The organism is Burkholderia reimsis (assembly GCF_003294055.1).
Classification (GTDB): domain Bacteria; phylum Pseudomonadota; class Gammaproteobacteria; order Burkholderiales; family Burkholderiaceae; genus Burkholderia; species Burkholderia cepacia.
Genome location: NZ_QMFZ01000030.1, coordinates 13,938 through 39,534 on the forward strand (window position 1 = coordinate 13,938; position 25,597 = coordinate 39,534).

At 66.9% G+C, this 25,597-nt stretch carries 23 protein-coding genes; 15 read left to right on the plus strand and 8 right to left on the minus strand.

What is annotated here, in order from left to right; translation table 11 throughout:
• The first annotated feature begins 6 nt into the window (after positions 1 to 6).
• The 11 genes from mraY to lpxC all read left to right on the plus strand — a co-directional run bounded on the left by mraY (position 7) and on the right by lpxC (position 12,629).
• Positions 7 to 1,176 (plus strand): phospho-N-acetylmuramoyl-pentapeptide-transferase, encoded by a 1,170-nt coding sequence (gene mraY, locus DPV79_RS28920; protein ID WP_006477019.1) that lies wholly within the window; start codon positions 7 to 9, stop codon positions 1,174 to 1,176.
• A gap of 28 nt (positions 1,177 to 1,204) precedes the next feature.
• Positions 1,205 to 2,719, plus strand: coding sequence for a UDP-N-acetylmuramoyl-L-alanine--D-glutamate ligase (gene murD / locus DPV79_RS28925; protein WP_021159917.1), 1,515 nt, complete (start codon positions 1,205 to 1,207; stop codon positions 2,717 to 2,719).
• Positions 2,716 to 3,999 carry a putative lipid II flippase FtsW gene (gene ftsW / locus DPV79_RS28930; RefSeq protein WP_021159916.1) on the plus strand — a complete coding sequence of 428 codons (1,284 nt, stop codon included), beginning with the start codon at positions 2,716 to 2,718 and terminating at the stop codon, positions 3,997 to 3,999. Before murD ends, ftsW begins: the two co-directional genes overlap by 4 nt.
• On the plus strand, positions 3,996 to 5,099 hold the full coding sequence (gene murG / locus DPV79_RS28935) for an undecaprenyldiphospho-muramoylpentapeptide beta-N-acetylglucosaminyltransferase (RefSeq protein ID WP_021159915.1): 1,104 nt from the start codon (positions 3,996 to 3,998) through the stop codon (positions 5,097 to 5,099). Before ftsW ends, murG begins: the two co-directional genes overlap by 4 nt.
• Positions 5,096 to 6,493 carry a UDP-N-acetylmuramate--L-alanine ligase gene (murC, locus tag DPV79_RS28940; RefSeq protein WP_113047098.1) on the plus strand — a complete coding sequence of 466 codons (1,398 nt, stop codon included), beginning with the start codon at positions 5,096 to 5,098 and terminating at the stop codon, positions 6,491 to 6,493. The genes murG and murC overlap by 4 nt, the downstream gene beginning before the upstream one ends.
• A 1-nt stretch (position 6,494) precedes the next feature.
• On the plus strand, positions 6,495 to 7,436 hold the full coding sequence (locus DPV79_RS28945; protein WP_021159913.1) for a D-alanine--D-alanine ligase: 942 nt from the start codon (positions 6,495 to 6,497) through the stop codon (positions 7,434 to 7,436).
• 19 nt (positions 7,437 to 7,455) lie between these two features.
• Positions 7,456 to 8,208, plus strand: a complete 753-nt coding sequence (locus tag DPV79_RS28950) for a cell division protein FtsQ/DivIB (RefSeq protein WP_021159912.1) — start codon at positions 7,456 to 7,458, stop codon at positions 8,206 to 8,208.
• A 26-nt stretch (positions 8,209 to 8,234) separates the two neighbouring features.
• On the plus strand, positions 8,235 to 9,467 hold the full coding sequence (ftsA, locus tag DPV79_RS28955; RefSeq protein WP_113047099.1) for a cell division protein FtsA: 1,233 nt from the start codon (positions 8,235 to 8,237) through the stop codon (positions 9,465 to 9,467).
• A gap of 113 nt (positions 9,468 to 9,580) precedes the next feature.
• Positions 9,581 to 10,777 carry a cell division protein FtsZ gene (gene ftsZ / locus DPV79_RS28965; protein ID WP_021159911.1) on the plus strand — a complete coding sequence of 399 codons (1,197 nt, stop codon included), beginning with the start codon at positions 9,581 to 9,583 and terminating at the stop codon, positions 10,775 to 10,777.
• Between the two features lie 188 nt (positions 10,778 to 10,965).
• Positions 10,966 to 11,472 carry a peroxiredoxin gene (locus DPV79_RS28970; protein WP_027788450.1) on the plus strand — a complete coding sequence of 169 codons (507 nt, stop codon included), beginning with the start codon at positions 10,966 to 10,968 and terminating at the stop codon, positions 11,470 to 11,472.
• Between the two features lie 239 nt (positions 11,473 to 11,711).
• Positions 11,712 to 12,629 carry a UDP-3-O-acyl-N-acetylglucosamine deacetylase gene (lpxC, locus tag DPV79_RS28975; RefSeq protein ID WP_027788449.1) on the plus strand — a complete coding sequence of 306 codons (918 nt, stop codon included), beginning with the start codon at positions 11,712 to 11,714 and terminating at the stop codon, positions 12,627 to 12,629.
• Positions 12,630 to 12,709: 80 nt separating this feature from the next.
• Here lpxC and DPV79_RS28980 read toward each other — a convergent pair whose 3' ends face one another.
• Positions 12,710 to 13,186 carry a DciA family protein gene (locus DPV79_RS28980; RefSeq protein WP_021159908.1) on the minus strand — a complete coding sequence of 159 codons (477 nt, stop codon included), beginning with the start codon at positions 13,184 to 13,186 and terminating at the stop codon, positions 12,710 to 12,712.
• A gap of 256 nt (positions 13,187 to 13,442) precedes the next feature.
• Here DPV79_RS28980 and secA point away from each other — a divergent pair, with 256 nt between their 5' ends.
• From secA to DPV79_RS29000, 4 genes are all read left to right on the plus strand, one after another.
• Positions 13,443 to 16,241: a preprotein translocase subunit SecA gene (gene secA / locus DPV79_RS28985; protein WP_059484641.1), complete on the plus strand. Its 2,799-nt coding sequence runs from the start codon at positions 13,443 to 13,445 to the stop codon at positions 16,239 to 16,241.
• A gap of 144 nt (positions 16,242 to 16,385) precedes the next feature.
• Entirely contained in the window at positions 16,386 to 17,627 is a 1,242-nt protein-coding gene (gene argJ / locus DPV79_RS28990; RefSeq protein WP_060344233.1) for a bifunctional glutamate N-acetyltransferase/amino-acid acetyltransferase ArgJ, read from the plus strand.
• A 19-nt stretch (positions 17,628 to 17,646) separates the two neighbouring features.
• A complete protein-coding gene (locus DPV79_RS28995; RefSeq protein WP_021159904.1) occupies positions 17,647 to 18,516 on the plus strand; it encodes an ATP-binding protein in 870 nt (289 codons plus the stop codon).
• Positions 18,513 to 18,956 (plus strand): NUDIX domain-containing protein, encoded by a 444-nt coding sequence (locus tag DPV79_RS29000; protein WP_021159903.1) that lies wholly within the window; start codon positions 18,513 to 18,515, stop codon positions 18,954 to 18,956. Before DPV79_RS28995 ends, DPV79_RS29000 begins: the two co-directional genes overlap by 4 nt.
• A gap of 72 nt (positions 18,957 to 19,028) precedes the next feature.
• Here the strand turns inward: DPV79_RS29000 and DPV79_RS29005 are convergent, their stop codons facing one another.
• The 7 genes from DPV79_RS29005 to DPV79_RS29035 form a co-directional block, all read right to left on the minus strand.
• On the minus strand, positions 19,029 to 19,229 hold the full coding sequence (locus tag DPV79_RS29005) for a DNA gyrase inhibitor YacG (RefSeq protein WP_021159902.1): 201 nt from the start codon (positions 19,227 to 19,229) through the stop codon (positions 19,029 to 19,031).
• Positions 19,230 to 19,257: 28 nt separating this feature from the next.
• Entirely contained in the window at positions 19,258 to 20,013 is a 756-nt protein-coding gene (zapD, locus tag DPV79_RS29010; RefSeq protein WP_021159901.1) for a cell division protein ZapD, read from the minus strand.
• A gap of 109 nt (positions 20,014 to 20,122) precedes the next feature.
• Positions 20,123 to 20,731: a dephospho-CoA kinase gene (gene coaE / locus DPV79_RS29015; RefSeq protein WP_113047100.1), complete on the minus strand. Its 609-nt coding sequence runs from the start codon at positions 20,729 to 20,731 to the stop codon at positions 20,123 to 20,125.
• 1 nt (position 20,732) lies between these two features.
• Positions 20,733 to 21,644, minus strand: coding sequence for a prepilin peptidase (locus tag DPV79_RS29020; protein WP_113047101.1), 912 nt, complete (start codon positions 21,642 to 21,644; stop codon positions 20,733 to 20,735).
• Between the two features lie 46 nt (positions 21,645 to 21,690).
• Positions 21,691 to 22,902: a type II secretion system F family protein gene (locus tag DPV79_RS29025; protein ID WP_113047102.1), complete on the minus strand. Its 1,212-nt coding sequence runs from the start codon at positions 22,900 to 22,902 to the stop codon at positions 21,691 to 21,693.
• Positions 22,899 to 24,176, minus strand: a complete 1,278-nt coding sequence (locus DPV79_RS29030; protein WP_021159897.1) for a GspE/PulE family protein — start codon at positions 24,174 to 24,176, stop codon at positions 22,899 to 22,901. Before DPV79_RS29030 ends, DPV79_RS29025 begins: the two co-directional genes overlap by 4 nt.
• An 83-nt stretch (positions 24,177 to 24,259) precedes the next feature.
• The gene (locus tag DPV79_RS29035) at positions 24,260 to 25,552 is read right to left on the minus strand and encodes an HlyC/CorC family transporter (protein WP_021159896.1); all 1,293 of its coding nucleotides are present in this window, start codon (positions 25,550 to 25,552) and stop codon (positions 24,260 to 24,262) included.
• Positions 25,553 to 25,597: the final 45 nt, after the last annotated feature.

Genomic DNA, 25,597 nt, shown 5'->3' on the forward strand with positions numbered 1-25,597 from the left:
GGAAGCATGCTGCTGGCGCTGGCGCAATGGCTGCAAGGAGACGCAAGCTTTTTGCGCTTGTTCACGTACCTCACGTTCCGGGCGGTGATGGCGACCATCACCGCGCTGGGGATCGGGCTCGTGTGCGGACCGTGGGTGATCCGCAAGCTGACGCAAATGAAGGTCGGTCAGGCCGTGCGCAAGGACGGCCCGCAGACGCACCTCGTCAAGTCCGGCACGCCGACGATGGGCGGCGTGCTGATCCTGATCGGCATCGCGGTCGCGACGCTGCTGTGGGGCGACCTGACGAACCGTTTCATCTGGATCGTGATGCTCGTCACGTTCGGTTTCGGCGTGATCGGCTGGGTCGACGATTACCGCAAGGTCGTCCACAAGGACCCGCGCGGGATGTCGTCGCGCGAGAAGTATTTCTGGCAATCGGTGATCGGGCTGTTCGCGGCCGTCTACCTCGCCTTCAGCGTGTCCGAGGCGAACAACGTGCGCGTGTTCGACCTGTTCATGGCGTGGGTGAGGAGCGGCCTGTCGATGGGGCTGCCGGCACGCGCCGACCTGATGCTGCCGTTCCTGAAGTCGATCAGCTATCCGCTCGGCGTGTGGGGCTTCATCGTGCTGACGTACTTCGTGATCGTCGGCGCGAGCAACGCGGTGAACCTGACCGACGGCCTCGACGGCCTCGTGATCATGCCGGTCGTGCTCGTCGGCGCGTCGCTGGGTGTGTTCGCGTACGTGATGGGTAGCGCGGTTTATTCAAAATACCTGTTGTTCCCGCATATCCCGGGCGCGGGCGAACTGCTGATCTTCTGTTCCGCGATGGGCGGGGCAGGGCTCGCGTTCCTCTGGTACAACACGCACCCCGCGCAGGTGTTCATGGGCGACGTCGGCGCGCTGGCGCTCGGCGGCGCGCTCGGCACGGTCGCGGTGATCGTGCGCCAGGAAATCGTGCTGTTCATCATGGGCGGCATCTTCGTCGCGGAAACGCTGTCGGTGATGCTGCAGGTGTCGTGGTTCAAGTACACGAAAAAGCGCTACGGCGAAGGGCGGCGCCTGCTGAAGATGGCGCCGCTGCATCACCATTTCGAATTGTCCGGCTGGAAGGAAACGCAGGTGGTCGTGCGTTTCTGGATCATCACGCTGATGCTGTGCCTGTTCGGTCTGACCACCCTCAAGCTGCGGTAAAGGAAAGGTAACAAGGATGTCTGGCGAGATGTTTGGAGATCGGCAACGGCCGATGGTGCTCGTACTGGGGCTCGGGGAATCGGGTCTCGCGATCGCGCGATGGTGCGCGAGGCACGGGTGCCGGCTGCGCATTGCCGATACCCGCGAGGCGCCGCCGAACCTTGCCGCGCTGCAGGCCGAAGGCATCGATGCGGAATTCGTCGGCGGGGCGTTCACGCCTGCGCTGCTCGACGGCGGCATCGAGCTCGTCGGGCTGAGCCCCGGGCTGTCGCCGCTCGAACCGGCGCTCGCGGCGCTGGTCGCGGCCGCGAACGAGCGCGGCGTCGCGGTGTGGGGCGAGCTGGAATTCTTTGCGCAGGCGCTGCGTGCGCTCGGCACGAGCGGCTACCAGCCGAAGGTGCTCGCGATCACGGGCACCAACGGCAAGACCACGACGACGAGCCTCACGGGCCTGCTGTGCCAGCGCTCGGGCAAGAAGGTCGCGGTCGCGGGCAACATCAGCCCGGCGATGCTCGACCGGCTCGCCGGCGCGATCGACGAAACCGCGCTGCCGGACGTATGGGTGCTCGAACTGTCGAGTTTCCAGCTCGAGACCGCGCGCACGTTCGCGCCCGATGCGGCCGCGATCCTGAACATCACGCAGGACCACCTCGACTGGCACGGCAGCTTCGAAGCGTACGCGCAGGCAAAGGGCCGGATCTTCGGCGCGACGACGACGCGCGTGCTGAACCGCGACGATGCGGCCGTGATGAAGTTCGCGCCGGCAGCCGGCGCGGCCGACGCGCCGCGTACGGTCACGTTCGGCCTGAACGAACCGGTGCAGGACGGCGACTACGGGCTGTCGCGCGACAACGGCATCGCGTGGCTGGTGGAAGCCGTCGATCGCGATGCACCGGACGAAGCAGCGACGACGAGCCGCCGGCGCAAGCGCGATGCCGCGCACACGCCCGACATCGCGCAGAAGCGCCTGATGCCGGCCGACGCACTGCGTATCCGCGGGCTGCACAACGCGGCGAACGCGCTGGCCGCATTCGCGCTCGCACGCGCGATCGACCTGCCGGCCGCGCCGCTGCTGCACGCGCTGCGCGAGTATCGCGGCGAAGCGCATCGCGTCGAAGTGATCGCGACGATCGACGACGTGGACTACGTCGACGACAGCAAGGGCACGAACGTCGGCGCGACGGTTGCCGCGCTCGACGGGCTCGCCCAGAAGATCGTGCTGATCGCGGGCGGGGACGGCAAGGGCCAGGACTTCGCGCCGCTGGTCGCGCCGGTCGCGCGCTGGTGCCGCGCGGTGATGCTGATCGGCCGTGACGCGCCGGCGATCCGCGACACGCTCGCCGAAACGGGCGTGCCGCTTGCCGACCACGCGACGCTCGAAGGCGCGGTGCACGCGGCGGCCGACCTCGCCGAGCCGGGCGATGCGGTGTTGCTGTCGCCGGCATGCGCGAGCCTCGACATGTTCAGGAACTACGCCCATCGCGCGGATGTGTTCCGCGCGGCGGTCGACGAAATCGCCATCGACAAAGGAGCGACGCCATGAGCTGGTCCGATCGCCTCGTCTCCCGTTTCAACGATCGGCGCGACACCGGCGGCAATGCCGCGGGCGGCCGCGTCGCGTCGGCCACGCGCGCCGCGACCGGCGGCCTCGCGAGCGTCGTCAACGGCGTGCGCCCGAGCCGTTCGCGGATGCTCGACTTCGACTACTCGCTGCTGTGGGTCGCGATCGCGCTGCTCGGGCTCGGTGTCGTGATGGTGTATTCGGCGTCGATCGCGATGCCCGATTCGCCGAAATACGCGGCGTATCACGATTACGCGTTCCTGATGCGCCACTGCGTGTCGCTCGTCGTCGCGTTCATCGCGGCGGTGATCGCGTTCCGTGTGCCGGTGTCGACGTGGGACAAATACGCGCCGCATCTCTTCCTGATCGCGCTGGTCGGCCTCGTGATCGTGCTGATCCCGCACGTCGGCAAGGGCGTGAACGGCGCGCGCCGCTGGATTCCGCTCGGCATCACGAACATGCAGCCGTCGGAAATCATGAAGCTCGCGGTGACGATCTACGCGGCGAACTACACGGTGCGCAAGCAGGAATACATGCAGAGCTTCGCGAAGGGCTTCCTGCCGATGGCGTTCGCGGTCGGCCTGGTCGGTGCGCTGCTGCTGCTCGAGCCGGACATGGGTGCGTTCATGGTCGTCGCGGCGATCGCGATGGGCGTGCTGTTCCTCGGCGGCGTGAACGGCAAGCTGTTCGGCGGCCTCGTCGCGACGGCGGTCGGCACCTTCACGATGCTCGTGTGGCTGTCGCCGTGGCGTCGCGAGCGGATCTTCGCGTACCTCGATCCGTGGGACGAGCGCTACGCGCAGGGCAAGGCATACCAGCTCACGCACTCGCTGATCGCGTTCGGACGCGGCGAGTGGTTCGGCGTCGGCCTCGGCGGCAGCGTCGAGAAGCTGAACTACCTGCCGGAAGCGCATACCGACTTCATCCTCGCGGTGATCGGCGAGGAACTCGGTTTCGTCGGCGTGCTGGTCGTGATCCTGCTGTTCTACTGGATCGTGCGCCGCGCGTTCGAGATCGGCCGCCAGGCACTCGCACTCGATCGCACGTTCGCGGGCCTGATGGCGAAGGGCATCGGCATCTGGTTCGGCGCGCAGACCTTCATCAACATGGGCGTGAACCTCGGGCTGCTGCCGACCAAGGGCCTGACGCTGCCGCTCGTGAGCTACGGCGGCTCCGGCATTCTGCTGAACTGCGTGGCGCTCGCGGTGCTGCTGCGGGTCGACTATGAAAACCGGGTGCTGATGCGCGGAGGGAAGGTATGACCGCGTCGCAACGCACGCTGATGGTGATGGCAGGCGGCACCGGGGGCCATGTGTTCCCGGGGCTCGCGGTCGCGCACCGGATGGAGGCGGCGGGCTGGCGCGTCGTGTGGCTCGGCAATCCGGCCGGGATGGAGGCGACGCTCGTGCCGAAGCACGGCATTCCGATGGAATACGTGCGGTTCGGCGGGCTGCGCGGCAAGGGCCTGAAGACCAAGCTGACGCTACCGTTCAACCTGCTGCGCGCATGCGGGCAGAGCCTCGCCGCGCTGCGCCGCGTGCGGCCCGACGTCGTGCTCGGGATGGGCGGCTACATCACGTTCCCGGCGGGTGTGATGACGGCGCTGTCGGGGCGTCCGCTCGTGCTGCATGAACAGAATTCGATCGCGGGCCTGACGAACAAGGTGCTCGCGAAATTCGCGAAACGCGTGCTCGTCGCATTCCCCGGCGCGCTGCCGCACGCGGAATGGACCGGTAACCCGATTCGCGCGGAACTTGCCGGCACCGAAGCGCCCAAAGCACGCTACGCATCGCGCAGCGGCCCGCTGAACGTGCTGGTCGTCGGCGGCAGCCTCGGTGCGGCCGCGCTGAACGAAGTCGTGCCGCGCGCGCTGGCGATGCTGACGCCGGGTGAACGCCCGCGCATCGTGCATCAGGCCGGCGCGAAGCACATCGACGCGCTGAAGGCGAATTACGAAGCGGCCGGTTTCGCGGCCGGCGAGGACGTGCGGCTCGTGCCGTTCATCGACGACATGGCGGCCGCGTATGCGGCGGCGGATCTCGTGATCTGCCGGTCGGGCGCGATGACGGTGTCGGAGATCGCGGCGGTGGGCGTGGCGGCGCTGTTCGTGCCGTTCCCGTACGCAGTCGACGATCACCAGACGAGCAACGCCGCGTTCCTCGCCGATGCGGGCGCAGCCGTGCTGGTGCAACAACGCGACCTGTCGGCGGAACTGCTCGCCGACTGGCTGCGCGGCCAGTCGCGGGCATCGCTTGCGGACATGGCGGAACGTTCGCGCTCGCTGGCGAAGCCCGAAGCCACCGACGAAGTCGCGCGCGTGTGCGCGAAGGCGGCCGGCGCGAACCTGGAAATATTGCAATGAAACACATCGTCAAACACATTCATTTCGTCGGGATCGGCGGCGCGGGCATGAGCGGCATCGCCGAAGTGCTCGTCAATCTCGGCTACGAGGTCAGCGGCTCGGACCTGTCGCGCAACGCAGTGACGGATCGTCTGCAGGCGCTCGGCGCCCGGATCGCGATCGGCCACGACGCGGCGAACATCGAGGGCGCGAACGCGGTCGTCGTGTCGACGGCCGTGCGTTCGGACAACCCGGAAGTGCTGGCCGCGCGCGCGCAGCGCGTGCCGATCGTGCAGCGTGCGGTGATGCTGGCGGAGCTGATGCGCCTGAAGCAGGGCATCGCGATCGCCGGCACCCACGGCAAGACCACGACGACGAGCCTCGTCGCGAGCGTGCTCGCGGCGGGCGGGCTCGATCCGACCTTCGTGATCGGCGGGCGGCTGATCAGCGCCGGCGCGAACGCGCGGCTCGGCACGGGCGACTTCATCGTCGCCGAGGCCGACGAGTCCGACGCGTCGTTCCTGAACCTGTATCCGGTGATCGAAGTCATCACGAACATCGACGCCGACCACATGGACACCTACGGCCACGATTTCGCGCGGCTCAAGCAGGCGTTCATCGAATTCACGCAGCGCCTGCCGTTCTACGGCAGCGCGGTCGTGTGCGTCGACGATCCGAACGTGCGGCAGATCATCCCGTTCATCTCGAAGCCGGTCGTGCGCTACGGGCTGTCGCCGGACGCGCAGGTGCGCGCGGAAGACATCGACGCGCGCGATGGCCGCATGCACTTCACGGTGATCCGCGAAGGGCGCGCGCCGCTTGCGGTCGAACTGAACATGCCGGGCCTGCACAACGTGCAGAACGCGCTCGCGGCGATCGCGATCGCAACCGACCTCGGCGTGACGGATGACGCGATCCAGCAGGCGCTGGCGGAATTCAACGGCGTCGGCCGGCGCTTCCAGCGTTACGGCGACGTGCCGAGCGCGGACGGCGGCCAGTACACGCTGATCGACGACTACGGCCATCACCCGGTCGAGATGGCCGCGACGATCGCGGCCGCGCGCGGCGCGTTCCCGGGGCGTCGCCTCGTGCTGGCGTTCCAGCCGCACCGCTACACGCGCACGCGCGATTGCTTCGACGATTTCGTCAACGTGCTGTCGACGGTCGATGCGCTGGTGCTGACGGAAGTCTACGCGGCCGGCGAGGCCGCGATCTTGACCGCCAACGGCGACGCGCTGTCGCGCGCGCTGCGCGCGGCAGGAAAGGTTGACCCGGTGTTCGTCGCGACGGTCGACGACGTGCCGGACGCATTGGCGAAGGTCGCGCAGAACGGCGACGTGGTGATCACGATGGGCGCGGGTTCGATCGGCGGCGTGCCGGCGAAGGTCGCGCAGCACACTCAACAGAAGGCATGACATGAGCGGGATTGATCCGAAACGTTTCGGCAAGGTGGCGGTGTTGTTCGGCGGCGAGTCCTCGGAGCGCGAGGTCTCGCTCACGTCCGGCCAGCTCGTGCTGCAGGGCCTGCGCGACGCAGGCATCGACGCGCACCTGTTCGACCCGGCCGAGCGCCCGCTGGCGGCGCTGAAGGACGAAGGGTTCGTGCGTGCGTTCAACGCGCTGCACGGCGGTTACGGCGAGAACGGCCAGATCCAGGGCGCGCTCGATTTCTACGGGATCCGTTACACGGGCAGTGGTGTGCTCGGGTCGGCGCTCGGCCTCGACAAGTTCCGCACGAAGCTCGTCTGGCAGCAGACGGGCGTGCCGACGCCGCCGTTCGAGACGGTGCTGCGCGGCGACGACCTCGCGGCGCGCGCGACGGACATCGTCGCGAAGCTCGGCCTGCCGCTGTTCGTGAAGCCGGCGAGCGAGGGCTCGAGCGTCGCGGTGCTGAAGGTGAAGACGGCCGATGCGCTGCCGGCTGCGCTTGAGGAAGCCGCGAAGCACGACCCGATCGTGATCGTCGAGAAGAGTATCGAAGGCGGCGGCGAATACACCGCATGCATCGCCGGCGATCTCGACCTGCCGGTGATCAAGATCGTGCCGGCCGGCGAGTTCTACGACTATCACGCGAAGTACATCGCCAACGATACGCAATACCTGATCCCGTGCGGGTTGCCCGCCGACAAGGAAGCGGAGCTCAAGCGCGTCGCGCGCCGCGCGTTCGACGTGCTCGGCTGCACCGACTGGGGCCGCGCGGACTTCATGCTCGACGCCGACGGCAATGCGTACTTCCTGGAAGTGAACACCGCGCCGGGCATGACCGACCACTCGCTGCCGCCGAAGGCCGCGCGCGCGGTCGGCATCAGCTATTCGGAGCTGGTCGTGAAGGTGCTGTCGCTCACGCTCAACGACTGACGCAGGAACGGAACGACGTATGTGGAACAACGTTCGCCAACTCAACCTTGCCGCCAGCGCGCTGTACGCGCTGCTGCTGCTCGTGTTGGCGGCGGCCGGTTGCTACTGGCTGATCCAGCGCCCGACGTTCGCGTTGCGGGAAATCCGGATCGACGGCGACACCGAGCACATCAATTCGCCGACGGTGCGCGCGGGCGTGGTCGGCCGGCTGAAGGGCAATTTCTTCACGGTCGATCTCGACGCCGCGCGCGCCGCGTTCGAGCAGATGCCCTGGGTGCGCCATGCGAGCGTGCGCCGGGTGTGGCCGAATGCGCTGGCTGTCACGCTCGAGGAGTACAAACCGCTCGGGACCTGGGGCAGCGACCAGCTCGTGAGCGTCGACGGCGAGCTGTTCACCGCGAACCAGGGCGAGCTGGATCAGGAGCTGCCGGCGTTCGACGGCCCGGAGGGCAGTGCGAAGGAAGTCGTCACGCGGTATCGCGACTTCGGGAAATGGTTTGCGCCGCTGAAGGCGGCGCCGGAAGAAGTGACGCTGTCGGCGCGGTACGCGTGGACGGTGAAGCTGTCGAACGGCATGCAGGTCGAGCTGGGCAAGGAACGCAACAGCGAGTCGCTGCATGACCGGAGCCAGCGTCTGGTCGCCGCGTGGCCGGCGGTCACGGAGCGCTGGGGCAACGACATCGAGTACGCGGACCTGCGTTATCCGAACGGATTCGCGATTCGCGCGGCAGGCATGCGGTTCCTGACCGATACCGACAAGCGCAAGAAGTAACGAGAGATCACACGCAAGAGCACTTTATGAGCAAAGACTACAAGGATCTGCTGGTTTCCCTCGACATCGGCACGTCGAAGGTGGTGGCCATCGTCGCCGAGCTGAAGGGCGAAGGTCACTACGAGGTGATCGGTCTCGGCCAGAGCGAGTCGAAGGGTCTGAAGAAAGGTGTGGTGGTCAACATCGAGGCCACCGTGCAGTCGATCCAGCGCGCGCTCGAGGAAGCCGAGCTGATGGCCGACTGCAAGATCACCAACGTGTTCACGGGGATCGCCGGCAGCCACATCCGCAGCTTCAACTCGAGCGGGATGGTCGCGATCAAGGACAAGGAAGTCACGCAGACCGACGTCGCGCGCGTGATCGAGACCGCGAAGGCGATCAACATCCCGACCGACCAGCAGGTGCTGCACATCCTCACGCAGGAATTCATCATCGACGGCCAGGAAGACGTGCGCGAGCCGATCGGGATGAGCGGCATCCGCCTCGAGGTGAAGGTGCACATCGTGACGGGCGCGGTGAGCGCCGCGCAGAACATCGTCAAGTGCGTGCGCCGCTGCGGGCTGGAAGTGAACGACCTGATCCTGCAGCCGCTCGCGTCGTCGCTGGCTGTGCTGACGGAAGACGAGAAGGATCTCGGCGTGGTGCTGGTCGACATCGGCGGCGGCACGACGGACATCGCGATCTTCGCCGAAGGCGCGATCCGCCACACCGCGGTGATTCCGATCGCCGGCGACCAGATCACGAGCGACATCGCGATGGCGCTGCGCACGCCGACGCCGGATGCGGAAGACATCAAGGTCGGCTACGGGATCGCGAAGCAGGCGCTCGCCGATCCGGACGAAACGGTGGAAGTGCCGGGCCTCGGCGAACGCGGCCCGCGCACGCTGTCGCGCCAGGCGCTCGCGGCCGTGATCGAGCCGCGCGTCGAGGAACTGTTCTCGCTCGTGCAGCAGGTCGTGCGCGAATCCGGTTACGAAGAACTCCTGAGCTCCGGCGTGGTCATTACCGGCGGTGCGTCGATGATGCCCGGCATGGTCGAGCTCGGCGAAGACATTTTCCTGAAACCGGTGCGCATCGGCGCGCCGGAGTATGCAGGCGGCCTCTCCGACGTCGTGCGCAATCCGCGCTACTCGACGGCGATGGGGCTGCTCGTCGAAGGCAGTGCCCAGCGCATGCGCGGCCGCAAGGTCGCCGTGCAGTCCGGCAACGCGGGGCAGGTGTTCTCGCGGATGAAGGAATGGTTCCTGAGCAACTTCTGACAAACCGAATCTCGAAATTCGCGCTGGTGCCGGCGGCTGGCGCGCGACAGGGGGTTGCCCGATCTCCTGCCGAATAACGGCCGATTAGCAGTTTTTCTCTTGACGGAGGCAACATGGAATTCGAAATGCTGGAAACCGAGACCAACGGCACCATCATCAAGGTGGTCGGCGTTGGCGGCGCTGGCGGCAATGCCGTCCAGCACATGATCAACCGCGGCGTGCAGGGCGTCGATTTCATCGTGATGAACACGGATGCGCAGGCGCTGTCGCGTTCGCGCGCATCGTCGGTGATCCAGCTCGGCAACACGGGCCTCGGCGCCGGTGCGAAGCCGGAAATGGGCCGTGCGGCAGCGGAAGAAGCGCGTGAGCGCATCGCCGACGCACTGCGCGGCGCGCACATGGTGTTCATCACGGCCGGCATGGGCGGCGGCACGGGCACGGGCGCGGCACCGGTGGTCGCGCAGATCGCGAAGGAGATGGGCATCCTGACGGTCGGTGTCGTCAGCAAGCCGTTCGAGTTCGAAGGCGGCAAGCGCATGCGCGTCGCTGAAGCAGGTTCGCAGCAACTGGAGGATCACGTCGACTCGCTGATCGTCGTGCTGAACGACAAGCTGTTCGACGTGATGGGCGACGACGCCGAGATGGACAAGTGCTTCCAGTGCGCGGACGACGTGTTGAACAACGCGGTTGCAGGCATCGCTGAAATCATCAACGTCGATGGCCTCGTGAACGTCGACTTCGAAGACGTGAAGACGGTGATGGGCGAGCAGGGCAAGGCGATGATGGGCACGGCGACGGTCGCCGGCGTCGATCGCGCGCGCCTCGCGGCGGAACAGGCCGTGGCGAGCCCGCTGCTCGAAGGCGTCGATCTGTCGGGCGCGCGCGGCGTGCTGGTCAACATCACGTCGAGCCGTTCGCTGCGCCTGTCGGAAACGCGCGAAGTGATGAACACGATCAAGAGCTACGCGGCGGAAGATGCGACGGTGATCTTCGGTGCGGTGTACGACGACGCGATGGGCGATGCGTTGCGCGTGACGGTCGTGGCAACGGGTCTGGGCCGTGCGGCGAAGAAGCAGCAGTCGGCACCGATGACGCTGCTGCGCACGGGTACGGACAACCAGCCGGTCAGCGCGGTGTCGCACGGCTATGCACCGGCGCATCACGTCAGCACGGCCGACTACGGCGCACTCGATACGCCGGCGGTGTGGCGCAATTCGCGTGAAACCGCGGCATCGCACGTGCAGGCGCTGCAGGAGAAGGGTGTCGACACGTACGACATCCCGGCTTTCCTGCGCAAGCAGGCTGACTGACGCAAACACAGGCGAAGCCGCGGCGAAACTGCCGCGGTATCGCCGGCGTGACGGATGCTACGGACCACGACAGGCCGCGTCGGCTGCGACGCCGGGCCGGGAAACGTGCCCTCTCCGCGCAAGCGGGGCGGGATGGGCCGTGCTGTCCGCGACACGCTGAAAAACCGTATCGCTATGAGGGACCAGCCATGATTCAAGTGGGCGACGCGCTGCCCGACGCGCAACTGTTCGAGTACATCGACGACGCGCGCGAAGGGTGCACGCTGGGGCCGAACGCCTGCAGCGTGCGCGATCAGGTTGCGGGAAAGCGGGTGGTGATCTTCGGATTGCCGGGCGCTTTCACGCCGACCTGTTCGGCGCAGCATGTGCCGGGCTACGTCGAACACGCCGAGCAACTGCGCGCGGCGGGTATCGACGAGATCTGGTGCGTGTCCGTCAACGACGCATTCGTGATGGGCGCATGGGGACGTGATCTGCACACCGCGGGCAAGGTGCGCATGATGGCGGACGGCAGCGCGGCTTTCACTCATGCGCTGGGGCTGACACAGGATTTGTCCGCGCGTGGCATGGGGATTCGTTCCCTGCGTTACGCGATGGTGATTGACGGCGGTGTGGTCAAGACGCTGGCCGTCGAGGCGCCGGGCAAATTCGAAGTGAGCGATGCGGCGAGTGTTCTCGCGACGTTGACGTCCTGATCGTGCGGTGCGCCGTTGCCTGCCGGCAACGCTGCTCACCGGCCTCAGGGCAGTTGTAACACGGGCTGATGACCGGAAACGCCTCCGTTCCGGGCATCGGCCCGTCCCGTATCGGCAGGGTAAACAGCCGAAACAGATTGATACGCAGTTTCAAACTGCGTTGAATAGGGAATTACGCTATAATCCCCCCTATCGAATATAACTCCTGATTGATATCTTCAATCACGACGAAGAACATCATGCTGAAGCAGCGCACCATCAAATCCATCGTGAAGACCGTGGGTATCGGTGTCCACTCGGGCCGCAAGATCGAGCTGACGCTCCGTCCTGCCGCACCGGGCACGGGCATCGTGTTCTCCCGCGTCGACCTTCCCACGCCCGTCGACATTCCCGCCGCGGCGACGTCGATCGGCGATACGCGGCTCGCGTCGGTGCTGCAGAAGGATGGCGTGCGTGTGTCGACCGTCGAGCACCTGATGTCGGCATGCGCCGGCCTCGGCATCGACAACCTCTATGTCGACGTGACGGCCGAGGAAATCCCGATCATGGACGGCAGCGCGGCGACCTTCGTGTTCCTGATCCAGTCCGCAGGGATCGAGGAACAGAACGCGCCGAAGCGCTTCGTCAAGGTGAAGAAGACGGTCGAAATCCGTGACGGCGACAAGTTCGCGCGTCTCGATCCGTACTTCGGCTTCAAGCTGAAATTCTCGATCGACTTCCGTCACCCGGCCGTCGACAAGACCGGCCAGGAGCTCGAAGTCGATTTCGCGAATACGTCGTATGTGCGCGAGATCGCGCGCGCACGCACGTTCGGTTTCGCGCACGAGGCCGAGATGCTGCGCGAGATGGGCCTCGCCCGCGGCGGCAGCATGGAAAATGCGATCGTGCTCGACGAGTACCGCATCCTGAACAACGACGGGCTGCGCTACGACGACGAGTTCGTGAAGCACAAGATGCTCGACGCGATCGGCGACCTGTACGTGATCGGCCATCCGCTGCTGGCGTCGTACACGGCGTACAAGTCGGGCCACGGGCTGAACAACGCGCTGCTGCGTGAGCTGCTCGCGAACGAAGATGCGTACGAGATCGTCACGTTCGACGATCCGCAAGCCGCGCCGAAGGGTTTCGCGTTCGACGCGCAGACGGCCTTCGCCTGAACTGCGTTCGGCGCAAGCAACAAAAAAGCAGCCTTCGGGCTGCTTTTTTGTTGGCCGGACGATGCCGGCGGCGCAGGCCGTCAGCGCGGCTTTGCGCCGTGCCGGGCCGCCATTCGCGCAAGCGCGGCCTGCAGCGGCGACGGTTCGAGATGATCGGCCAGATCCCGCAACGCGGCCGCGCCGACCGACGTCATCCGCGCCTGCTTCACGTGCGGCGGCTCCGGCGCATCCTTCGGGCGCACGCGCACGCGCAGCGTCGAGACCGGCCAGCCGCGCTTTTGCAGATCGCCGAGCAGCCGCGGCTCGACCTGCCGCAGCCGCGCGGCCAGCGCATTGTGCGCGGCAAAGAGGGTCAGGGTGCCGTCCTTCACGAAGCCGGGTTCGACGTGGTTCGCCAGGTAATCGGGCAGGAGCGCGGCAAGATCGCGCTGCAGCGATGCGATCTGCTCGACGCCGGCGCGCAGTGCCGCGAACGCGTCGGTGCGGCCGAGCACTTCGGACACGGGTTGCGGGCGATAGGCGGCGAGCGGGCCGAAACGCTTGGAAAATCGGTTCATCGAGACATTCTTCGGGCGCGCACGCGCGCGGACGTTGACGCCGATTGTACCCGCGCGGACCCGTGCACGGGCGGCTTTCGCCCCGTGGGCCCGGCCGTCGGCGCGCAGTGCCCGTCCGGCCGAGACACGGGCGCGCGCTTCCCCGCGTGCTAAAATTCGACGTTTGAGTCCACTAATTCGCTAAGCCGCCGAGGCTCGGGCGTCGGGGCGCGCAACACGCGCCGGGCGCCGGTGCTGCGACGCAGGATCCGATCCGATGACAACCGGTTTTCTCCAGAAAATTTTTGGCAGCCGCAACCAGCGGCTCGTCAAGCAATACCAAAAGACCGTCGCGACGATCAATGCGCTCGAAACGCAGATCGAGAAGCTGACGGACGACCAGTTGCGCGGCAAGACGGATGAATTCCGCCAGCGGGTCGCGGCCGGCGAGTCGCTCGACAAGCTGCTGCCCGAGGCCTTCGCGGTCTGCCGCGAGGCGAGCCGCCGCGTGCTGAAGATGCGGCACTTCGACGTGCAGATGATCGGCGGCATGGTGCTCCACTACGGCAAGATCGCGGAAATGCGCACCGGCGAAGGCAAGACGCTCGTCGCGACGCTGCCCGTGTACCTGAACGCGCTGGCCGGCCGCGGCGTGCACGTCGTGACCGTCAACGATTACCTCGCGCAGCGCGACGCCGAATGGATGGCGCGCCTCTACAACTTCCTCGGTCTGTCGGTCGGCATCAACCTGTCCGGCATGGAGCACGACCAGAAGCAGCAGGCTTACGCGGCGGACATCACGTACGGCACGAACAACGAGTTCGGCTTCGACTACCTGCGCGACAACATGGTCTACGAGACCGACGCGCGTGTGCAGCGGGCACTGAACTTCGCGGTCGTCGACGAAGTGGACTCGATCCTGATCGACGAAGCGCGCACGCCGCTGATCATTTCGGGCCAGGCCGAGGATCACACCGAGCTGTACGTGCGGATGAACGCACTGCCGCCGCTGCTCGAGCGCCAGATCGGCGAAGAGAAGGCCGACGGCACGGGTGTCGAGAAGCCGGGCGACTACACGCTCGACGAGAAGGCCCGCCAGGTGTTCCTGACAGAATCGGGCCACGAGAAGGCCGAGCGCCTGCTCGCCGAATGGGGCCTGATCGGCGAGGGCGAGAGCCTGTACGCGCCGCAGAACATCACGCTGATGCACCACGTGTACGCGGCGCTGCGCGCACACACGCTGTTCCACAAGGATCAGCACTACGTCGTGCAGAACGGCGAAGTGGTCATCGTCGACGAATTCACGGGCCGCCTGATGGCCGGCCGCCGCTGGTCCGACGGCCTGCACCAGGCGGTCGAGGCGAAGGAACACGTGAAGATCCAGAGCGAGAACCAGACGCTCGCGTCGATCACGTTCCAGAACTACTTCCGGATGTACGCGAAGCTGGCCGGCATGACCGGTACCGCGGACACCGAAGCGTACGAATTCAACGAGATCTACGGCCTCGAGACGGTCGTGATCCCGACCAACCGCCCGCCGAAGCGGATCGACAAGCAGGACCAGATCTACAAGACGGCCAAGGAGCGCTACGACGCGGTGATCCGCGATATCCGCGACTGCTACGAGCGCGGCCAGCCGGTGCTGGTCGGCACGACGTCGATCGAGAACTCGGAACTGCTGTCGCACCTGCTGAAGCAGGCCGGGCTGCCGCATGAGGTGCTGAACGCGAAGCAGCACGAGCGCGAAGCGGCGATCGTCGCGGAAGCCGGCCGTCCGAAGCGCGTCACGATCGCGACCAACATGGCCGGCCGCGGTACCGACATCGTGCTCGGCGGCAATGCCGAGAAGCAGGCCGCGTTCATCGAGGCCGACGACGCGATCCCGGCCGACGAAAAGGCGCGCCGCATCCAGCAGTTGCACGACGAGTGGGAAACGCTGCACGAGCAGGTGAAGGCCGCTGGCGGCCTGCACATCATCGGCACCGAGCGCCACGAATCGCGCCGGATCGACAACCAGCTGCGCGGCCGTGCGGGCCGCCAGGGCGATCCGGGCTCGTCGCGCTTCTACCTGTCGCTCGACGATCCGCTGCTGCGCATCTTCGCGGGCGACCGCGTGCGTTCGATCATGGATCGCCTGAAGATGCCGGAAGGCGAGGCGATCGAGGCCGGCATCGTCACGCGCTCGATCGAGTCCGCGCAGCGCAAGGTCGAAGCGCGCAACTTCGACATCCGCAAGCAGCTGCTCGAATACGACGACGTGTCGAACGACCAGCGCAAGGTCATCTACCAGCAACGCAACGAGCTGCTCGAAGCGCACGACATCACCGAGACGATCTCCGCGATGCGTCACGGCGTGATCGCCGAAGTCGTCCGCCAGTTCGTGCCGGAAGGCAGCATCGAGGAGCAGTGGGACGTGCCCGAGCTCGAGGAAGCGCTGCGCAACGACTGGCAGCTCGACCTCGCGATCCAGGAAATGGTGAACGAGTCGTCGTCGATTACGGCCGAGGAGATTCTCGACGCCGTGATGACGGCCGCCGACGAGCAGTACGAGGCGAAGGTCGCGATGGTCGGCCGCGAATCGTTCAGCGCATTCGAGCGCTCGGTGATGCTGCAGACGGTCGACCGCCTGTGGCGCGAGCACCTCGCGGCGCTCGACCATCTACGTCAGGGCATCCACCTGCGCGGCTATGCGCAGAAGAACCCGAAGCAGGAATACAAGCGCGAAGCGTTCGAGCTGTTCGCCGCGATGCTCGAGGCGATCAAGCAGGAAGTCACGCGCGTCGTGATGAACGTGCAGATCCAGTCGCCGGAACAGCTCGAGGAAGCGGCCGAGCAGATCGAGGAGCGCGCAGGTCATCTCGAGAACGTCGAGTACCAGCACGCCGATTACGCGGAAGCCGGTGCGCCGGTGGCGAACGTTACGGCTGCCGCGGCGGCCACGGCAACGGCCGACATGGTTGGCAGCGCGATGACGCACAGCGGCCCCGGCGGCGAAATGCCGAAGGTCGGCCGCAACGACCCGTGCCCGTGCGGCAGCGGCAAGAAGTACAAGCAATGTCACGGGAAGCTGTCATGATCGACGGCGGCGCGCGCGACGCGCGCCGCTCGGTTCGCAGCTTCGAGCGCGTGATGTGAGTTGCGGCGGCCCGCGCATGCGGCCGCCGGTTCTTCCAATCGATGCCGGCACGTGCCGGCATTTTCCATCCGGCAGGTGTGCCCCATGGCTGTCAATTTTCCGTCGATCGATCCCGCCCAACTGCATCCCGTCGCCGGCGTCACGCTCGGCTGGGCGGAAGCGAACATCCGCAAGCCGAATCGCAAGGACGTGCTGGTCATCTCCGTCGACGAGGGCGCGACGGTCGCGGGCGTATTCACCGAAAACCGTTTCTGCGCAGCGCCGGTCACCGTCTGCCGCGAGCATCTGGCGAAGGTACGGGCGGGCGGCGCGGGCGTTCGCGCGCTGGTCGTGAATACGGGCAATGCAAATGCGGGCACCGGCGAGCCGGGCCTCGTGAACGCACGCGAGACCTGCACGGAACTCGCGCGTCTCGCGGGCATCGAGCCGGCGCAGGTGCTGCCGTTCTCGACCGGCGTGATCCTCGAGCCGCTGCCGATCGATCGCCTGAAGGCCGGCCTGCCGGCCGCGCTCGCGAACCGCAAGGCCGCGAACTGGTTCGACGCCGCGCAGGCGATCATGACGACCGATACGCTGCCGAAGGCCACGTCCCGCCAGGTGACGATCGACGGTCACACGGTCACGCTGACGGGCATCAGCAAGGGCGCCGGCATGATCAAGCCGAACATGGCGACGATGCTGGGCTTCCTCGCGTTCGACGCGAACGTCGCGCAGCCGGTGCTCGACACGCTCGTGAAGGAAGTGGCCGACCGCTCGTTCAACTGCATCACGATCGACGGCGACACGTCGACGAACGACTCGTTCATCCTGATCGCGTCGGGCAAGAGCACGCTGCCGGCGATCACGTCGACGGATTCGCCGGCCTATGCGGCGCTGCGCGATGCGGTGACGGAAGTCGCGCAGGTGCTGTCGCAACTGATCGTGCGCGATGGCGAAGGTGCGACGAAATTCATGACGGTGCAGGTCGAAGGCGGCAAGAGCGTCGCGGAATGCCGCCAGATCGCTTACGCGATCGGCCATTCGCCGCTCGTGAAGACCGCCTTCTACGCATCCGACCCCAACCTCGGCCGGATTCTCGCGGCGATCGGCTACGCGGGCGTCGCGGATCTCGACGTCGGCAAGATCGACCTCTATCTCGACGATGTGCTCGTCGCGAAGGCGGGCGGCCGCAACCCGGCTTACCAGGAAGAGGACGGCCAGCGCGTGATGAAGCAGAGCGAAATCACGATCCGCGTGCTGCTTGGCCGCGGCGACGCACAGGCCACCATCTGGACGTGCGACCTGTCGCACGACTACGTGAGCATCAACGCGGATTACCGCTCCTGATCGGGAGTGCCTGAACGACATGGACAAGCTTGAACAGTTTCTGACGCGCGCGGAAGCGCTGCTCGGTCGTCTCGAGGGGATGTTGCCGCCCGCGCAGGCAGCGGTCGACTGGAATGCCGCACACGCATTCCGCTGGCGCAAGCGCCAGGGGCGCGGTTATCTGCAGCCGGTGCCGGCCGTGTCGTCGATCACGCTCGACGACCTCCACAACATCGATCGCCAGAAAGGGCTGATCGACCAGAACACGCGGCAGTTCGTGCAGCAGAAGCCGGCGAACAACGTGCTGCTGACCGGCGCGCGCGGTACCGGCAAGTCGTCGCTGATCAAGGCGTGCCTGAACGCGTATGCGAAGGACGGGCTGCGTCTGATCGAAGTCGACAAGGACGACCTGCACGATCTCGGCGACATCGTCGACCTGATCTCGCAGCGTCCCGAGCGTTTCATCGTGTTCTGCGACGACCTGTCGTTCGAGGAAGGCGAGTCGGGCTACAAGGCGCTGAAGGTTGCGCTCGACGGCTCGATCGCCGCGCAGTCGGACAACGTGCTGATCTACGCGACGTCGAACCGCCGCCATCTGCTGCCCGAGTACATGAGCGACAACGAGACGTACAAGCATCTCCCGGATGGCGAGATTCACCCCGGCGAAGTCGTCGAGGAGAAGATCTCGCTGTCGGAGCGCTTCGGTCTGTGGGTCAGCTTCTATCCGTTCAAGCAGGACGACTATCTCGACATCGTCGGGCACTGGCTGCGTCATTTCGGTTGCCCGGATGCGGAGATCGAGTCCGCACGCGGCGATGCGCTCGTGTGGGCGCTCGAGCGCGGCTCGCGGTCGGGGCGCGTGGCGTGGCAGTTTGCGCGGGACTGGTCGGGTCGCAAGGAGCAAGCATGAGCGCGGATCAGGCGCAGGGCGCCGTGCGGGCGCCGGACGGCCGCAAGGTGACGGAAGTCGCGGTCGGCGTGATGGTGCAGCCGGACGGCCGGTATCTGCTCGCGCAGCGGCTGAAGGGCAAGCCGTATGAAGGTTACTGGGAGTTCCCGGGCGGCAAGCTGGAGGCCGGCGAAAGCGTTGAGGACGCGCTGGCGCGCGAGCTGCACGAGGAACTCGGCATCGAAGTCACTGCCAGCCACCGCTGGCACACGCTCGAGCACGATTATCCGCATGCGTACGTGCGGCTCTATTTCTGCAAGGTGACGGGCTGGACGGGCGAGCCGCACAGCAAGGAAGGGCAGGCGTTCGTGTGGCAGCAACTGCCGGTCGAAGTCGCGCCGCTGTTGCCGGCGGCGCTGCCGGTGCTCGAACTGCTCGAGAAGGAAGCGGCGTCGCAATGACGCCGTGGCGGCCCACCTGAAACGCGGGCCAGATCGGCGGGCGGCACGGCGGACGGCGGCGCTGCGCGCCGCTCAGCTGTCGCGGCGGTTGTCCGTGCCGTCTTCTTCCGATGACGGACCCTCGTCGGAGGAACCGCCGATCCGATACTTTTCCGCGGCCCATGCGCCGAGGTCGAGCTGCTTGCAGCGGGCCGAACAGAAGGGACGGAACTTGTTTTCAGGCGTCCAGCGCACTTCCGCGCCGCACGAAGGACATTTCACGACGGTAGTCATACGAAAGCGTTGAACCGGCACGCGGCCGTTACAGATTGCACAGTGTCAGATGGAACGGCACGTCGATGTCCACCGCTCGCGGCCGCACGTCGCCGTCCTGCATGGTGAACCGTACCCACAGCATGTATTTGTTGGCGCTTGCCTCGGGGATGACGCGCAATTCCGGCGCCACGCGCACCTGCATCAACTGGTAGGTGCGGCCGGACAGCATCTGCTGGTAGCTGCCCTGCATCGCCATGACCTTCGACGCCTGACCCGATTCGCGCGCGAGCCGCAGCACGATCGCAGCGGCATCGCGCAGCGGCAGCATCGGCAGGATCCATTTCGCGATGTCCTGGCGCCGCTGCTCGGCGGGCCATTGCTGCCATGCGTAGTACGACGGCAGGTCGAACTTGCACGTGCCGCCCGGAATCACCGCACGGCTGCGGATGCTGGCGAGCCATTCGTTGTCGACGAGGTGCTGCCCGGTCTTGCCCTGCATCTGCGCGAGATTCGCGAGCGTCTGCTCGATTTCACCGAGCACGGCTTCGAGCGCGTTCTGCTCGATGCCCGGATTGCCGCGAAAGGGGGCGAGCGTCTGACGTTGACGTTCGAGCTCCTTCATCAGATCCGATTTCAGGTCCGCGCGGCCCGTTACCTCGGCGATTTCGAACAGCGTCGTCAGCGCGACGTGGTGTTCACGCGGGTCCTCCTGAGCCAAAAAGAACGCGAAGCGCTCGAAGAGATCTTCGAGGCGCAACAGCGTGCGAATTCGCTCGTTGAACGGATACTCGTAAAGAATCAAGCGCGCTCGCCTCTTGGGTAGGGATTGAAACAATGCAGGACATTCTAATGCCCACGCTCTACCCTAGCAACGCGCCAATTTCGTACACCATCACGATCGCGCGCGAGGCTCAGTGCGCGGCGGCCGCGAACCCGAGATAGCGTTGGTGCAGTGCATCGACCTGCGCGGCGAGCGCATCGGGCGTCGTCGCGTCGTTGACGATGATGTCGTCGGCCGCCGCGAGGCGGGCCTCGCGCGACGCCTGCCGCGCGATGATCGCCTCGACCTGCTCGCGCGTGAAGTCGTTGCGCCGCATCACGCGAGCGATCTGCGTTTCGACCGGACAGTCGACGACGAGCACGCGATCGCAGCGCGCCTTCCAGTTGCCGGATTCGACGAGCAGCGGCACGACGAACATCACGTATGGGCCCTGCGCTTCGCGCGCCTCACGATCGGTCTCCGCCCGGATCAGCGGGTGCGTGATCGCTTCGAGGCGCCGACGCGCGTCGTCGTCGCTGAAGATCAGTGCGCGCATCTGCGCGCGGTCGAGCGAGCCGTCGGCAGCAACGAAGCCGCGGCCGAATGCCTGTTCGATCGCGGGCATCGCGAGGCCGCCCGGCGCGGTGATGCGATGGGCGATCAGATCGGTATCGACCAGCGATGCGCCTCGGGCGGCAAACAGGTCGGCGACGGTCGTCTTGCCGCTGCCGATGCCGCCGGTGAGTCCAATTGCGAACATGTCAGCCTCCGAGCGCCGAATAGAAAGGGGTGCCGAAAAACAGCGTCGCGACGCCGCCTGCCGCGAGGAACGGGCCGAACGGAATCGGCTCCTCGAAGCGCATGCGACCGCGCCAGGTCGCGACGAGCCCGACGACTGCGCCCGTCACCGCGGCGAACAGCACGACCTGCGGCAGTGCGGCCCAGCCCATCCATGCGCCGAGCGCCGCGAGCAGTTTCAGGTCGCCGAAACCGATGCCCTCGATGCCGCGCAGCCATTTGAACAGCCAGTAGACCGACCACAGGAACAGGTAGCCGGCCATGGCCCCGATCACGGCCGAGCGCAGCGATGTGAACGTGCCGCCGAGGTTCAGCACGAGCCCGGCCCAGAGGAGCGGCAGCGTCATCGAGTCGGGCAGGTAGCCGGTCCGGATATCGATCGCGCTCATCGCGAGCAGCGCGGCGCACAGCGCGAACGCGGCGAGCGCGGCGACGGTCGGGCCGAATGCCGCAAGCGAGCCGGCGGCAAGCAGCGCGCATGCGAGTTCGACGAGCGGATAACGGATGCCGATCGCGTGGCCGCAGCGTCGGCAGCGCCCGCGCAGGACCAGGTAGCTGACGAGCGGGATGTTTTCCCATGCGCGCAGCACGTGGCCGCAATGCGGGCAAGCGCTGCGCGGGCGCCACAGATCGTAGCGCGGCGGGTAGCCGTCTTCGTGCGTGGCACGCGTGTTGCCGGTCGCTTCGTCGATCTCGGCCTGCCATGCGCGCTGCATCATCACGGGCAGCCGGTGCACGACCACGTTCAGGAAGCTGCCGACGCACAGGCCGATGACGACCGCGAACGCGTACTGCAGCGCGGGCGGCAGCATCGCCAGCGCGAGCAGCGTGCTCTCGGGCGAATCGGTAACGGCGGACAAGGGCGCTGGCGTCATGAGGCTCAAGGTTCGGACTTAAAAGGCGACAGAATCGGTTGCGATGCTACACCACGTTGCCGAGCTGAAGGATGGGCAGGTACATCGCGATCACGAGGCCGCCGACGAGTGCGCCCAGTACGATCACGATCAGCGGTTCGCCGAGCGCGGCGAGCGTATCGAGATGCGCGTCGAGCTGGCGCTCGCACAGCGCGGCGATGTCGGCGAGCATCGTGTCGAGCGCACCGGTCTCCTCGGCGACGGCGATCGGCTGCACGACATCGTCCGGAAAGCAGCCGGCCGACTGCATCGCGTCCGCGAGACGCGCGCCGCGCAGCACGTGGGCGGCGATGTGGGCGGTAGCGCGCTCGAACACGGGATGGCCGGCCGTGCGTTCGAGCGTGGTGAAGGCGTCTGCGAGCGGCACGCCGGCGCCGAGCAGCGTCGCCAGCGATCGGCACCAGCGCGCGGCCGCGAACCGGCTCATCGCGCTCCCCGCGAGCGGGACCTGCAGCAGGCGCCGCGCGACGGCGTGGCGCAGCGGTGCCGACAGCCGTAGCGCGCGATGGGCGGCCAGCGCGACTGCCGCCGTACCGGCAACCAGCACACCGCCCCACGCCGACAGTGCCGAGGACAACGCGAGCAGCGCACGGGTCGGTGCCGGCAGCGCGGCGCCGAAACCGTCGAAGATCTGGCGGAACGTCGGTACGACCCACACCATCAACGCGGCCGAGATCGCGAGCCCGAACAGGATGACGGCCGCCGGATAGGCAAGCGCGGCCCGCAGCTTGCGCCATTGCGCGTCGGCGCGCTCGCGGTGCTCCGCGACCCGGGTCAGCACGACGCCGAGCGAGCCTGACGCTTCGCCGACCTCGATCAGCTGGCGATACAGTGTGCCGAACTGCGCCGGATAGCGTGCGAGTGCATCGGCGAAGCGATGGCCGCCGACGATCTCGCGTGCGAGACCGGCGGCGATGCGCGGCAGGCCGTCGCGTGGCCGCGTGCGCGCGAGCATCTCGAGCGACGGCGCGAGCGGCAACCCGGCCTGCAGGAGGCTCGCGAGCTGGCGCGTGAAGCGCGTGACGTCCCGCGTGCCGGCCGTTGGCGGCCGGGCCGGCCCGCGGATGTCGAGCGACAGGACTGCGATGCCGTCGCGTGCGAGCGCGGCGCGTGCACTCGCGGCGTCGAACGCGATGGTGATCCCGCGGCGTGGCGTGCCGTCGCGATGGCGGCCGCGCCATGCGAAGCGGCTTTCGCGCGGCGTTGTGCGCATGCTCATGCCGCAGGTGTCGCGGCGATGGCCTCCGCGATGCTCGTCGTGCCGTCCCGGACACGCGCGAACGCCGCGTCGCGCAAACTGCGCACGCCTTCGGCCGCCGCGCATTGCGCGAGTTCGCCGACGCTTGCCCGGGCGACGATGCGTTCCGCCAGCCGGGGCGATACCGGCATCGTCTGATGCAGGCCGATGCGGCCGCGATAGCCGATGCCGTGACAGGCCGAACAGCCTCGCGCGACGAACGGCCGCCATCCCGCGGCGAGAGCAGCCGGGTCGCAGCCGGCGTCGTGCAATACGGGCACCGGTGCGTCCGAGTGCATGCGGCAGGTAGTGCACAGCCGCCGGACGAGGCGCTGCGCGGTGACGAGGTGCAGCGCGGCCGCGAGGTTGTATGGAGCGACCCCGATGTCGAGCAGCCGCGCGACGGCGGCCGGCGCGTCGTTCGTGTGCAGTGTCGACAGCACAAGATGGCCGGTCTGCGCGGCCTTGATCGCGACGTCGGCCGTCTCCGCATCGCGAATCTCGCCGACCATGATGATGTCCGGATCCTGCCGCAGCAGCGCGCGCAGTGCCGTCGCGAACGTGAGCCCCGCCTTTTCGGCGACGCCGACCTGGCTGATGCCGTCGAGCTGGATCTCGGCGGGATCCTCCACCGTGCAGACGTTGTGCGCGTCGCGATCGAGCATCTGCAGCGCGCAGTAGAGCGACAGCGTCTTGCCGCTGCCGGTCGGGCCCGTGACGAGCACGAGGCCATGCGGTGCGCGTATCGCGGCTTCCATCGCGGCCGCCTGTTGCGCGTCGAAGCCGAGACGGGCGAGCGTGAGGTCGGTCGGCAGGGTTTCGAGGCGCCGCAGCACGAGTTTTTCACCGAACAACGTCGGCAGCGAACTGACGCGGTAGTCGCCGCGCGTACCACCGTCGATCGCGATGCGCAGCCTGCCGTCCTGCGGGAGCCGTCGCTCGGCGATGTCCATGCGTGCGAGCACCTTGATCCGCGTGACGAGCGCGTCGCGCAGATGAAGAGGTGGCCGCGCATGTTCGTGCAGCACGCCATCGATGCGCAGGCGGATGCGCCAGCCGGCTTCGAACGGTTCGACGTGGATGTCGGATGCGTCGCGCACGCGTGCCGCGTGAAGCGTGTCCGTCAGCAGCCGCACGGCCGGCGCGTCGTCGAGCTGGGCCGCGTCGAGCGCGCGCGGTGCGGTGACGGGCGTTGCATCGGAATGAGCGGGCGGCGGCTGCGTGCGCAGCGGCGCCCCGGGAGGAGTGAAATGCATGTGAGCCGGCACGCTGGCCGCCAGTTGACCGTGACCAGCAGATGGTCGCGCGTCGCGGGCGGCGCCGGCAGTCGGCCGTTCGGCTAACGCGCGGCGGCGCGTGCGGTGCGCGAGCCGCGCGGCTTGAAGAGCTTGACGGTGCGCACGGCCTGATCGTCGCTGCGCATCACCTCGAGCATCACGTCGCCGATTTTCAGGCACACGTCGTCTTCCGGAATTTCCTCGAGGATTTCGAGGACCAGCCCGTTCAGCGTCTTCGGCCCGTCGGTCGGCAGCTTCAGGTGCAGCCAGCGATTCAGTTCGCGCAGCGGCATGCTCGCCGAGACGATGCATTCGCCGTTCTCGTCCCAGCCGCCCGCGCGTTCGCTGCGCGGCATTGATGTCGTGAATTCGCCGATCAGCTCCTCGATGATGTCTTCGGGCGTGACGAGCCCTTCGAGTTCGCCGTACTCGTTGACGACGAGCGCGGTCCGCTGCCGCGTTTCCTGGAAAAACTGGAGCTGCTGGACCACCGGCGTGCCCGACGGCACGTAGTACGGCTCGGCGAGCAGCGTGCGCAGCGTCTCGCGGTCGAACTCCTGGTTGTGCAGCGCGGTCAGCGTCTTGCGGACGTGCAGCACGCCGAGCACCTTGTCGATGTCGCCTTCGTAGACGACGAGCCGGTTGTGATAGCAGGTTTCGAGCTGGTGCAGGACGTCGTCGAGCGGCGCGTAGAAGTTGAGCGACTCGATCTGGCGGCGCGGCACCATCACGTCGTCGACCGTGATGTTCTCGAGGTCGAACAGGTTGAGCAGGATGCTGCGGTGCTTGGTCGGCATGAAACTGCTCGACTCGAGCACGATGGCCCGCAGCTCGTCGGCCGACATCCGCTGGTCGCGGCCCTTCTTCGTGTTGATGCGCAGCACCCACAGCACGCCGTTCGCGAGTGCGTTGACGAACCAGACGACCGGCTTGAACACGCGCATCAGCGGCGCGATCACGAGGCTCGCGGGCAGTGCGATGCGTTCGGGGAAGGTTGCGCCGACGATCTTCGGCGCGATTTCGGCGAACACGATGATCAGGAACGCGACGATGCCGGTCGCGATCGACAGCGCGAGATTGTTGCGGCCGAACGTATGGAGCGCGAGCGACGTCGTCAGGACCGGGATGATCGTGTTGAACAGGTTGTTGCCGATCAGGATCACGCTGAGCAGCAGGTCAGTGCGCGTCAGCAACCCCTGCGTGGTTTTCGCGCCGAGCGCACCCTGGCCGGCGAGATGCTTCAGCCGATGGCGATTGAGCGCCATCATCGCGGTCTCGGAAATGGAAAAGAAGCTGGAACAGAGGAGAAGCAGGAAGACGGCGCCGATTTGCGCCCATAAGGGAATTTGGTCCACGCGTTGGAAGGAGCAGTGAAGGACAGGGATGGGGGAAATATAGCA